This is a genomic window from Erythrobacter longus (genome assembly GCF_000715015.1).
Classification (GTDB): Bacteria; Pseudomonadota; Alphaproteobacteria; order Sphingomonadales; family Sphingomonadaceae; genus Erythrobacter; species Erythrobacter longus.
In genome coordinates, this window is sequence record NZ_JMIW01000001.1 from 427,976 (window position 1) to 440,009 (window position 12,034).

Here is a 12,034-nt window from a genome sequence, read left to right on the forward strand (position 1 = left end):
CGGCCTGTTCGTGAGAGCAGCCGAAATATGAAAAGGCGCTTCGGCATCCATTTCCGAACGGTACGATCTTTGGTCGAGCCGCTCCTTTTGCGGAAATTGCCGAGCGCCTTTTTGTTTTGGCGCAATGCATTCTCTATTCTGCTTGTCGTTCGTCCTGCTCTGGGCGTCGTTGGTCGGATCAATCTTGCCCCGCAGAGCCAGAGACGGTCGATCATTTTACAAATACGCATAAGACTTCGGCTTTCCGGTTGATGAACTTTCGACCAAGCCCTAGCTTTCTTGCGTTCGGGAGACTCGGGCGCTCTCGCGTTTTTACATCACATCACTCGTGGGGAACTGAGACCCACGAATGGGGGGCTGAATGTCGCTACAAAAACTCTTCCTTACATTGCTGGCTGCGCTTGGTTTGGCCATATCTGGTCTTGGCAGCGTTGCCTTTGCGCAGGACGATGAGGATCAACCGGCCCTTTCAAGCGGCACATTCGACGCTTTCAAACTGCGCGGCATTGGCCCTGCATTCATGTCAGGGCGCATCGCCGACATCGCGATTGTTCAGGACGACCCGGCAACATGGTATGTGGCTGTGGGCTCCGGCGGTGTCTGGAAGACCGAAAATGCGGGCACCACATGGAAAAGCCTGTTTGACGGGCAAACCTCCTATTCCATCGGTTCGCTTGGCCTTGACCCAAGCGACCCGAGCCGCATTTGGGTCGGCACAGGCGAAAACCATGGTGGACGCCACCTTGCCTATGGCGACGGCATTTATCTGTCGGAAGATGGCGGTCAGACCTGGGTCAAGAAAGGCCTCGAAAACTCTGAACGCATCGGCAAGATTATCGTTCACCCCGAAGATTCCAACACCGTCTGGGTAGCAGCACAGGGCCCGATCTGGAGCGCCGGCGGACAGCGCGGCGTTTACAAGACAACCGATGGCGGGGACACGTGGGAGCAAGTGCTCTCTTCAGACAATGGCCACACGGGCGCAGGCGATCTGATGATCGACCCAAGCAACCCTGACCGCCTGTATGCCACCACTTGGCAGCGTCACCGCACGGTTGCCGCCTATGTTGGCGGTGGTCCCGAAAGCGGCATCTGGCGCAGCGAAGACGGCGGTGAGACTTGGACTGAGCTCAAAACCGGCCTTCCCGAAGGAAACATGGGCAAGATCGGTATCGCAATCTCTCCCATTCAGACCGATGTTGTGTACGCAGCGATTGAACTTGACCGGCGCGAAGGCGGCATCTGGCGCTCTGATGATCGCGGCTCCAGCTGGACCAAGATGTCTGACACCGTTTCGGGCGGTACAGGCCCGCACTATTATCAGGAGCTTTACGCAAGCCCGCACTTTTTCGACCGCATCTATCTGATGTCGAACACGTCACAGATTTCCAACGATGGCGGCAAGACATTCAGCGACCTCAACAACGAGTTGAAGCACGTGGATGACCACGCGCTCGCTTTTCGTCCTGATGATCCCGACTACGTCCTGTTTGGTTCAGATGGCGGTCTGTATGAAAGCTATGACCACACCAAGACGTGGCGTTTCATCAACAATCTGCCTGTGACCCAATTCTACAAGGTCGCGGTCGATGATGCAGAGCCATTTTACTACGTCTATGGCGGGACACAGGATAACAACTCGCAAGGCGGTCCATCGCGCACGGACAATCGGCACGGTATTCGCAACGATGACTGGTTCATCACGCTGTTTGCCGATGGTCACCAATCGGCGACTGAGCCGGGCAATCCCAACATTATGTATGCCCAGTGGCAACAGGGGAACCTTGCGCGCATCGACCGGATCACCGGCGAAGTTGTCCATATTCAGCCGCAAGCTGCGCCCGGTGAGCCGATCATGCGCTGGAATTGGGATGCCCCTATTCTGGTGAGCTCGCATGAACCAACGCGCATCTATCATGCGTCACAGCGCCTTTGGCGTTCGGATGATCGCGGCGACACGTGGCGTGCGATTTCACCTGACCTCACCCGCGATGAAAACCGCCTGCGCCTGCCCATTCAAGGGCGTCAGCAAAGCTGGGATGCAGGCTGGGATCTTCTCGCCATGTCGCAGTACAATACGATTGCAAATGTGGGGGAGAGCCCGCTTGACGAGAACCTTCTTTACGTTGGAACCGACGACGGCTTGATCCAGGTCACCGAAGATGGCGGCAACACATGGCGGCGTTTGGAAGTGGGCTCAATGCCCGGCGTACCGGACACAGCCTACGTCAACGACATTCGCGCCGATTTGTTTGATGTGAACACGGTCTATGTCGCTCTCGACAATCACAAATATGGCGACTTCAAACCGTATTTGCTGAAAAGCACGAACCGGGGCCGCACTTGGACTTCGATCAAGAGCAATATTCCAGACCGTCACCTTGTTTGGCGCATTGTTCAGGATCACGAAAATCCCAACCTCCTGTTCACCGCGACAGAATTTGCGCTGTTCTTCAGCGTGGACGGCGGAGCTAAGTGGGTGAAGATGACCGGCGATGCTCCAACGATTGCGTTCCGCGATCTGACGATCCAGCGCCGCGAAGATGACCTTGTTGCGGCAAGCTTTGGCCGGGGGTTCTTTATCGTCGATGATATCTCGCCCTTGCGCGAGGTCAGCGAGGCGAGCCTCCGGTCCGAGGCAATGCTGTTCCCGGGCCGTAAAGCGTGGTGGTACATCGAACAGCACCCGCTCGCCTTTGATGCTGGTGGTTCGCAAGGGCACGGTTACTACCGCGCACCGAACCCCGAATTTGGCGCAAACTTCACCTATTATCTGGCCGATGACATTCAATCGCTGGAAGACATCCGCCAAGAGCGTGAGAAACCCATTGTTGAACGAGGCGGTAACACCCCATTCCCCAGCTTTGATTCTCTCACTCAGGAAATTCTGGAAGAAAAACCAGAAGTGCATCTGACCGTGCGTGACAGCGCAGGGAACGTCGTTCGCCGGATCAAAGGGCCTGCCAAGAAAGGCTTCCACCGTGTCAATTGGGACCTTCGTTTCCCAAGCCAGTCTGCACTTACGCGGATGCCGGGAGAGGACGATGATGGCAGCGGTTTCCTTGTGAGCCCGGGCCAATACACCGTCTCGCTTTCCAAGCGGGTTCGCGGTGTAACAACCGAGCTTGTCGGACCGCAGGCCTTTAACGTCGAGCGGCTTCGTGATGGGGCATTGCCAGCGCAAGCGGATGCGAGCGACTTCTGGGCCGAGATTTCAGCCTTCGACCGCTCAGTTACGGCAGCAGCTGCAACGCTTAACGACGCGCAACGCCGGATCGACTTGATGAAAGTCGCTGTAGCGCGTGCTGGTGGTGATGTGACGGCTCTCGACAATCGCCTGACGGCGCTTCGTGATGAGGCCAACGCGCTTGATGCCATGATGAACGGCAATCAGGCGCGCAATGCCATCGCAGAGCGCACACAGCCAACCGTTCGCAGCCGCCTTGGCCTTGTGATGATGGGCGTAGGCGCATCCACCTATGGTCCGACGCAAACGCACCGTGACCAGTTCGGCTATGCTCAAGCAGAGTTCGCCAGCGTTCGTGACCGCCTGCGCACCTTGACCGAAAGCAGCATCCCTGCCTTCGAGGCAGAGCTTGCAGCGGCCGGCGCACCTTGGGTTGCAGGAAGCGCGCTTCCGCAATAAAAAGTTTGGCTATCAAACCAACTATGGGGGCTTGCCTTGGGGCGGCCCCCAATTCACATGAGGGATCATGAACGCAAAACGCCTGTTTCGTCAGGTTCACTACTGGCTTTCCGTCGCTGTTTTCATTCCTGCTGCGATCATGTTTGTCGCAGGCGGCTTTCTGATGCTCAAAAAAGAGGTTGAGTGGATTCAACCGGGCACTGAACGTGGGAGCGTCGAGGACACCATACCAACAGTTTCCTTTGAACAAATGGTCGAGGCGGCGAGCGCTCACCCGGAGGCGGGTATTCAGGACTGGACTGACATTGATCGCATCGACCTTCGTGTTGACCGCGGTATCGCAAAGCTTCAGGCCAATTCGGGTTGGGAGGTGCAAGTCGACACCAGCACCGCAGAGGTCTTGAAAGTCGCCTATCGACGCTCTGACACGATCGAGGCGATCCATGATGGCTCATGGTTTGCCGACTGGATCAAACTCTATGTTTTCCTGCCGGTTGGCGTGATCCTCATCATTATGTGGGGAACCGGCGGCTATCTGTTTGTGTTGCCATATTTAGCGAAGTCCAAAAAGAAGCGCGCCAAGAAGGCCGCCCAAAATTCCAGCACTCCCCCTGTCACCAATTGAGGGCCACCCCATGAGAATTCTTGCTGCTGCCACCTCACTCCTTGCTCTTGTTGCTGCGCCAATCGCGGCGCAAGAGGCCCAACCCGTCGAGGAGCAAATCGGCGCAGGCGGGCGTCCGGTGGGCGCCAATTGGTCGCGCAGCCCGGTTTATGCTGAAAACGGCATGGCCGCGACTGCTCACCCATTGGCGACACAAATCGCGCTTCAGGTGCTGCGCGAGGGCGGGAATGCGGTTGACGCAGCGATTGCTGCAAACGCCGCGCTTGGCCTGATGGAGCCAACGGGCAACGGCATAGGCGGCGATCTGTTTGCGATCGTCTATGATCCTAAAACCGATCAACTCTACGGCCTTAATGGCTCTGGCGCTTCGCCGCGTGGTCAAACGCTTGATGATCTTTTGGAAAAACTGGGCGGCGCAGACGCTCTTCCCCCGGTCGGCCCCCTGCCCGTCACCATTCCCGGCACAGTCGATGCCTGGTTTGCCATGCACAAACGCTTTGGCAAAATGCCAATGAACGAGGTGCTTGCACCGACAGTCGATTATGCCCGTAAAGGCCACCCGGTTGCGCCCGTGATTGCGATGTATCTCGACCGGTCCTTGCGTTCCTACACACAGCGGCTTGAGACAACTGCGTTCGAATTCGACAACGCGCGCGCGACCTATTTCGCCGATGGCGCGCCCGAGGCGGGCGACATTTTCAAGAACCCCGATCTTGCAAACACGCTGGAGACAATCGGGCGCGAAGGCCGCGATGCCTTTTACGAGGGCGAGCTGGCGAAAGTCATGGTCGATTACCTTCAGCGGCAGGGCTCCGCCTTCACGCTTGCAGACTTCGCCGCCCATAAAAGCGAGTGGGTTGATGTCGGCTGCGCGGAATACCGTGACGGGTTTGAATTGTGCGAGCTTCCGCCAAACAGCCAGGGTTTCGCAGCCCTCCAGATGGTCAACATCCTTCGCAATGTGGACCTGCGCCAATGGGAGCGCGGTAGCCCAGAGGTCATCCACTACATCACCGAGGCAAAGCGCCTCGCCTATGCCGATGTCGCGCGTTTCTATGCCGATCCCAATTTCTCTGCTCTGCCGCAAGAATTGCTGACGAAGGAATACGGGGCACAGCGGTTCGCTCTGATCAACCCGAATAAAGCGGCACCGGAATATGACGCAGGCGAAATTGCGGTTGCACCAAAGCTCGAGGGCGAAGGCGACACCACATACCTGACCGTCACGGACAAAGACGGCATGATGGTGAGCCTCATCCAGTCAAACTATCGCGGCATGGGCGGAGGGCTCGTGCCCGATGGCTTGGGCTTTATGCTGCAGGATCGCGGTGAACTCTTCAGCCTCGATCCAGAGCATCCCAATGCTTACGAACCGGGCAAACGTCCATTCCACACCATCATTCCAGCCTTTGTTAAGAAGGACGGTAAGCCGTTTATGACCCTCGGCCTGATGGGTGGCGGGATGCAGCCTCAAGGCCATGTCCAAGTGCTGATCAACATGGTCGATTTCGGCATGAACATTCAGGAGGCTGGCGATGCAGCGCGCATCAATCACGATGGCGGGCGTCAACCAACGGAAGGCATGACCGGCCCTTCGGCTGATCCACTGGGCACTCTGAATGTCGAGCCGGGCATCCGAGCTGAAACAGTCGAAGCCCTGCGCGCCATGGGCCACAATGTTCGCGTTGTCTCCAACGGCATAATGTTCGGCGGATACCAGGCGATCATGCGCGATCCCGAAACCGGCATTTACGCAGGCGGCACAGAGATGCGCAAGGACGGGCAAGCGAGCGGGTACTGACAGCACGTCCCAACGGTCGCTAAGCGACCGCAAGGGCGACCGCCCGCCCGCAGCGGTTCCGAAGCGTAGCGCAGGAAGTCTAGCGAGGACGCACCCGCGGATGCGGGTGCGAAAAACAATAATGGTGATCCCGACAGGATTCGAACCTGTGGCCTTTGGATTAGGAATCCAACGCTCTATCCACCTGAGCTACGGGACCAGCTCGGGTGCTCCATAGCATCATGTTCCGAGTGATCAATTCAGTTTGTCAGGTGGTGCAATTGGCAAGGGCAATGGCGCAACTGCCACGCCCTCTTCGACAAGCTCCCTGGCTTCTTCAAGGCTCGCCTGCCCGTGGATTGGCGCTACATCGCGCTCGCCATAGTGCATTTCGCGCGCTTCCTTGACGAAATCCTTGCCCACATAAGTGCTGTTTTCCAGAGCCTTGGCCTGCGCTTTTGCGAGCGCTTCGATGGCCTTTTGCACTTCGGCAGGTGGCGGGGCGTTGCTGACGGCCTGCTCTTTTCCAGCCTCGGAGGCTTGAACAGGCTGCGGCTGCACCTGCTGTTGGCGCGTGCGCTCTGGTCCGGAATCCGGTTTGGTGTTGCTCTTGGCCGGGACCGCTGGCGCCATGGGAGCCTTGCTGACCGCGCTTGTTCCACATTCAGCGCACGACACCAGCCCGCGCGCCTTTTGGTCCTCAAAAGCAGAGGAAGACTTGAACCACCCTTCAAAGCGGTGGCCGTGTTCACAATGGAGGTCGAATACGATCATCTTGCTCAGTTAGCCCATTCGGTTGTCCCAACCCGATTTGGGCATTTCTCGCCGATTAGCAAGACTGGGAATCTGGCCCCTCACCTCAGCAATGCGGGCCAAGTCAATGTCGCAAAAGCCGAGGCCTGCTTCCTTGCCGCCCATATCAAGCAGCACTTCTCCCCACGGGTCCACGACCAGCGAATGACCGTATGTTTCGCGGCCGTCCTCGTGTTTGCCCACTTGTGCTGCCGCGATCACGAAGGCGCTTGCTTCGATGGCGCGTGCCCGCAGCAAGATGTGCCAGTGTGCTTCGCCAGTGGGCTTGGTGAAAGCGGCAGGCACCGCAATCACGTCGCAACGCGCTTTTCCAAGAGCATCGAACAATGCCGGAAAACGAAGATCATAGCAGACAGTAAGACCCATGGTTCCCAACGGTGTGTCGGGTTCAGTAACCACAAATTTGCCAGGCTCATATGCATTGCTTTCTCGCCAACTTTCCCCTGATGCGAGATCAACGTCAAACATATGGATCTTGTCGTACTGGGCCGCCTGTTCGCCGTCAGAGTGGAAGTACACGGAGCGGTTCGCGTTCTTACCACCCTCGAGAGGCACTGGCATTGATCCCAGAGCAAGATCGGTATGCCCGCTCATAGCAAGGTCATTCAAGCGCGCACGAATTTCTAGGTAGTCCGGCGAGGCCATGGTCTCGGCGGCGCGCGTTCGATTGCGGTCGAGCAGGAGAGACATCTCAGGCGTGAAAAGCACGTCCGCACCTGCGGATTGCGCCTCTTTAAGCGCCTTTTCGATAGCCTGAAAATTCGCCTCGGGATCAATTCCCGATGTCATTTGCAGGACGGCAATTTTGGGCATTGCCAGCGCGCCTTAAGTGGCCAGCAAAGCGTCGAGTTCGCCTTTGGCCTCTAGTGCGGCCAGATCGTCCGAGCCGCCTACATGGGTCTCACCGATAAAAATCTGCGGCACGGTGCGTGCGTGGGGCGCGCGGGCAATCATCTCGTCGCGCTTTTCACCGCCCATGGTGATGTCATATTCGTTGTAAGTGGCACCCTTTTTGTCGAGCAAATGCTTTGCCCGCACGCAAAATGGGCATGCGAATTTCGTGTAGATATCAATCGTTGGAGCGGTCATTTCTCAATCCCGTTTAAGGCTGCCAAGACCCTCTTGAAAGCCGTTTTCGAACCCCTAACTAATGTGTGTTGCCGCATTTCGCCAGTCTTGGGAAATGCACCGGCAACAAACGCTAGCAGGCGCTGCACGAAACGCAGGTCTGCATTTGAACCAAATTGCTCAAACAAGAGGATTTGCACATTATGTCACGTCTTGATTTTACCCCCTATCGCCGCAGCACCGTTGGCTTTGACCGTCTGTTTGACATGTTAGAGAGCCAGGCGCGCGCGTCTTCGGGTGACAATTATCCCCCTTTCAACATCGCCCGCAATGGTGAGGACAGTTACCGGATCACGCTTGCTGTCGCAGGCTTTCGCCCGCAGGATATCGACATCACTGCGCAGGCCAATTTGCTGACCGTTCAGGGCCGCAAGCGCGAAGAGACCGATGAAGGCGCAGAAATGCTCCATATCGGCATTGCGAACCGCGGGTTTGAACGCCGGTTTGAATTGGCCGACTACGTCCGGGTCGAGAACGCGGCTCTTGCCGATGGCCTTCTCGTCATTGACCTCCTGCGCGAAATTCCCGACGCGATGAAGCCGAAGAAGATCGCCGTGAACGGTGCCACCACTTTGAGCGCTGTGCCCCATGAAAAGGCTTTAACTGAAGAAACCTCGCCTGAGGGCAAAGAGGCAGACGCTGCCTAACCGCAGCAAAGATCACAACAACTCTAACTGAAAAAGTGGGGGCGGCTCCAATGGAACCGCCCCCGCGACTTATGTCGCCCCGACCAGGTTTGACCATCCGGGTCGCAGTAGATGATCAATCCCCAGCTCGAGCTCGGTGAAGGAGGAGGCGTTTGATCGCGCATCCAGCCTTGGCATCCCAACTTTGCCGTTGAACCAATTGTAAAATCCTTAATGTGGTTCTGCGCGTAGAGTGATTGTTGCACAAGATGCAAGAGCAAACTTACAGACTTGTAAGTACGCGACTCACAATTCGTCGAAGCGCTATCAGCGCCCGAGGAACACCGTCAAACGAGCCGCGATTGCTTCAAAGCTGCGGCGATAAAGCCTGCGAACAAGGGATGCGGGTCAAAAGGTTTTGACTTAAGCTCCGGGTGGAATTGTACACCCACAAACCACGGATGATCCGGACGCTCCACGATCTCTGGCAAAAGGCCATCGGGCGACATTCCGGAAAAGACCAGACCGCCGCTTTCCAATGGCTCGATATAGGTGCTGTTGACTTCATAGCGGTGACGGTGACGCTCTGAAATCGAGCTTGCCCCGCCATAAATGCGCGATGTGTGGCTGTTTGCGCTGAGCTTTGCCTCATACGCGCCAAGCCGCATCGTCCCGCCGAGATCGCCGCCCTCTTCGCGGCTTTGCAGGCCCTCTTCGGTCATCCATTCAGTGATGATCCCGACAACCGGTTCACTGGTGTCGCCAAATTCAGTGGAAGAGGCCTCTGAAATGCCAACAGCGCGCGCCGCCTCGATACAGGCCATTTGCATTCCAAGGCAGATGCCGAAAAATGGAACTTTGCGTTCACGCGCGAAACGGACAGAGGAAATCTTGCCCTCGCTGCCCCGCTCGCCAAAGCCGCCAGGCACAAGGATACCGTCCATCGGCTCTAGCGCTGCGACGATGTCGCTTTGATCTTCGCCTTCAAAAACCTCCGCATCGATCCACTTGATGTTGACCTTTACCCGGTTGGCAAGGCCGCCATGGACAAGCGCTTCGTTGAGGCTTTTATAAGCATCGGGCAGGCCGACATATTTGCCGACAACACCAATCGTCACTTCGCCTTCGGGGTTGAAGTAACGGTCGGTCACATCGTTCCATGACGAAAGATCGGGATCAGGCGCATCGGTAATGCCAAATCCGCGCAGGACTTCGGCATCGAGGCCTTCCTGATGGTATTGCAGCGGCACCGAATAAATCGACGGCGCATCGAGCGCTGGAATGACCGATTCCTTGCGCACGTTACAGAAGTTCGCGATCTTCTGACGCTCGCCATCGGGGATCGGGTGTTCTGCGCGGCACAAAAGGACGTCAGGCTTTATTCCGAGGCTCGCCAACTCGCGCACCGAGTGCTGTGTCGGCTTTGTCTTAAGCTCACCAGCAGCGGCAATGTACGGAACCAGCGTCACATGGACGCTCAAAGTCTGAAATGGCTCAAGCTCGTTACGGATCTGACGGATGGCTTCCATGAAAGGCAGCGATTCGATGTCGCCAACGGTGCCGCCAATCTCGCACAGGATAAAATCGTGATCGTCCTGATCGGCAAGCGCGAACTCTTTGATCGCGTCAGTTACGTGAGGGATCACCTGCACAGTTGCGCCCAGATAATCGCCTCGGCGTTCCTTGGCGATAATGTCGCGGTAAACACGTCCGCTTGTGATGTTGTCGCTCTGGCGCGCTGATACGCCGGTAAAGCGTTCGTAGTGCCCCAGATCAAGGTCGGTTTCCGCGCCGTCGTCGGTCACATAGACCTCGCCGTGCTGATACGGGCTCATCGTTCCCGGATCGACGTTGAGATAGGGATCGAACTTGCGAATGCGGACCCTATACCCGCGTGCCTGTAGGAGAGCAGCAAGACTTGCTGCCATGAGACCTTTGCCGAGCGAGGAGACCACGCCGCCGGTGATAAAAATGTACCGCGCCATGGGAGTTGAGCCTTAAGCGTGTGTGGGGATTCGGGGCAAGCAAATTGGTGAGGCAAAGCGCCGCCAATCCACAGGGTTTACGATTTTGATGCAATTTAAGGCGAGATTTACTCGCTGAGAGGGTCTGCGTCCGCTGCAGGTGTCGCAGGAGCATCGGTGGAAGCGCTACCACTGTCTTCACCAAGCAGATCATCGCTTGATGCAGCCCCGCCCTCGTCCGCTGCGCCGCCGAGAATATCCTCAGCACTTGGCGCCGCTGCGTCGCGGTCAAGGGTCGATGAAATTTCGCTAACGCTAGATGAGCTCACCGCGAGTGCCGCCAGAACGATCGACATCACCACAAACGCAACCGCCAACCACTTGGTCGAACGGGTCAGGAAGTCCGCAGCCCCGCGTGCGCCAAGTGCGCCCGATGGATTGCCGCCAATGCCAAGGCCCCCGCCTTCGGAACGTTGCATAAGCACAACTGCCACAAGTGCAGCAGCGATCATGGCCTGAATGACGGTAAGAATAAGGAACAGCGACATATTGGCTTCTTTTTAGGTTTGCGTGTTTGTAATCATGGGTTCTTGGCCACGCACTTAGGCATAAGCGGTTCGAACGACAAGGTTTGAGGTAAATCCGTTAGACGTCGGTGGTCTCGCCCGCCGCCAGGGCAATGCCCATAAAGCTGTCAGCGGTAAGGCTCGCCCCGCCAACCAAAGCGCCACCAACATTAGACGCCGCGAAGATTTCAGCCGCATTTTCAGGCTTTACCGAGCCGCCGTAAAGAATGCGCACTTCTTCCCCATGTTCTTCGCCGTAAAGCTTGATCAAAAGCGCACGAATGGCCGCGTGCATTTCCTCGATATCGCTGGGCTGTGCGGTCTTGCCCGTTCCAATCGCCCAAACAGGTTCATAAGCAACGGCAAGCAGTTCGGTGGGGTTTTCAATCTCGGGGGGCAGCGAGGCTTTGAGCTGTTTTGTTACAAAGGCAACGGCATCGCCTGCATCGCGGGTTTCTTCGCTTTCGCCGCAGCACATGATGACGCGCAGGCCCACGGCCAAAGCCGATTCGGCCTTGGCTCTGATGAGCGGGTTGCCTTCGCGGTGGTCTTGTCGACGTTCCGAATGACCAAGGATCACGAATTTGCCGCCCGCATCCGCAACCATGGAGGCGGAAATATCACCTGTGTGAGCGCCGCCTTCTTTTTCGTGGCAATCTTGCGCACCAACCGCGATCTGCTCTGCTTCGCGGTGAATCGGATGAATCAACGTGTAAGGCGGAGCGATCGCCACTTCGACCTTCATGAGGCGCTGTGCCGCCCTATCGATGGCGCGCGCTTCGGAGAGCATGGCCCGTGTGCCGTGCATCTTCCAATTGCCAACGATGTAGGGGCGCTGGGGCATTCATGTTTCCTGAAAATCAAATGATACGAATCTGGACGCAAA

Annotated in this window: 10 protein-coding genes and 1 tRNA gene; 4 read left to right on the top strand and 7 right to left on the bottom strand. The window is 57.1% G+C overall.

Annotation, left to right across the window (positions count from 1 at the left end; all coding sequences use genetic code 11):
- The first annotated feature begins 361 nt into the window (after positions 1-361).
- The 3 genes from EH31_RS02075 (at position 362) to ggt (ending at position 6,072) form a co-directional block, all read left to right on the top strand.
- Positions 362-3,646, top strand: coding sequence for a VPS10 domain-containing protein (locus tag EH31_RS02075; protein ID WP_051698864.1), 3,285 nt, complete (start codon positions 362-364; stop codon positions 3,644-3,646).
- 67 nt (positions 3,647-3,713) lie between these two features.
- Positions 3,714-4,271: a PepSY-associated TM helix domain-containing protein gene (locus EH31_RS02080; RefSeq protein ID WP_034957753.1), complete on the top strand. Its 558-nt coding sequence runs from the start codon at positions 3,714-3,716 to the stop codon at positions 4,269-4,271.
- A 10-nt stretch (positions 4,272-4,281) separates the two neighbouring features.
- The gene (gene ggt, locus EH31_RS02085; RefSeq protein WP_034957754.1) at positions 4,282-6,072 is read left to right on the top strand and encodes a gamma-glutamyltransferase; all 1,791 of its coding nucleotides are present in this window, start codon (positions 4,282-4,284) and stop codon (positions 6,070-6,072) included.
- Between the two features lie 122 nt (positions 6,073-6,194).
- Here the strand turns inward: ggt and EH31_RS02090 are convergent.
- The 4 genes from EH31_RS02090 to grxC all read right to left on the bottom strand — a co-directional run bounded on the left by EH31_RS02090 (position 6,195) and on the right by grxC (position 7,953).
- A tRNA-Arg gene (locus EH31_RS02090) sits at positions 6,195-6,271 on the bottom strand.
- 35 nt (positions 6,272-6,306) lie between these two features.
- Positions 6,307-6,825, bottom strand: a complete 519-nt coding sequence (locus EH31_RS02095; protein WP_034957755.1) for a DUF1178 family protein — start codon at positions 6,823-6,825, stop codon at positions 6,307-6,309.
- Positions 6,826-6,834: 9 nt separating this feature from the next.
- On the bottom strand, positions 6,835-7,677 hold the full coding sequence (locus EH31_RS02100; protein ID WP_034957756.1) for a carbon-nitrogen hydrolase family protein: 843 nt from the start codon (positions 7,675-7,677) through the stop codon (positions 6,835-6,837).
- A gap of 12 nt (positions 7,678-7,689) precedes the next feature.
- On the bottom strand, positions 7,690-7,953 hold the full coding sequence (grxC, locus tag EH31_RS02105) for a glutaredoxin 3 (protein WP_034957758.1): 264 nt from the start codon (positions 7,951-7,953) through the stop codon (positions 7,690-7,692).
- A 182-nt stretch (positions 7,954-8,135) separates the two neighbouring features.
- Here grxC and EH31_RS02115 point away from each other — a divergent pair, with 182 nt between their 5' ends.
- The gene (locus EH31_RS02115) at positions 8,136-8,639 is read left to right on the top strand and encodes an Hsp20 family protein (RefSeq protein WP_034957760.1); all 504 of its coding nucleotides are present in this window, start codon (positions 8,136-8,138) and stop codon (positions 8,637-8,639) included.
- Between the two features lie 326 nt (positions 8,640-8,965).
- Here EH31_RS02115 and EH31_RS02120 read toward each other — a convergent pair whose 3' ends face one another.
- The 3 genes from EH31_RS02120 to tpiA all read right to left on the bottom strand — a co-directional run bounded on the left by EH31_RS02120 (position 8,966) and on the right by tpiA (position 11,992).
- The gene (locus tag EH31_RS02120; protein WP_034957761.1) at positions 8,966-10,603 is read right to left on the bottom strand and encodes a CTP synthase; all 1,638 of its coding nucleotides are present in this window, start codon (positions 10,601-10,603) and stop codon (positions 8,966-8,968) included.
- Positions 10,604-10,710: 107 nt separating this feature from the next.
- Positions 10,711-11,130: a preprotein translocase subunit SecG gene (secG, locus tag EH31_RS02125; RefSeq protein WP_051698865.1), complete on the bottom strand. Its 420-nt coding sequence runs from the start codon at positions 11,128-11,130 to the stop codon at positions 10,711-10,713.
- Between the two features lie 97 nt (positions 11,131-11,227).
- Entirely contained in the window at positions 11,228-11,992 is a 765-nt protein-coding gene (gene tpiA, locus EH31_RS02130) for a triose-phosphate isomerase (RefSeq protein WP_034957762.1), read from the bottom strand.
- Positions 11,993-12,034: the final 42 nt, after the last annotated feature.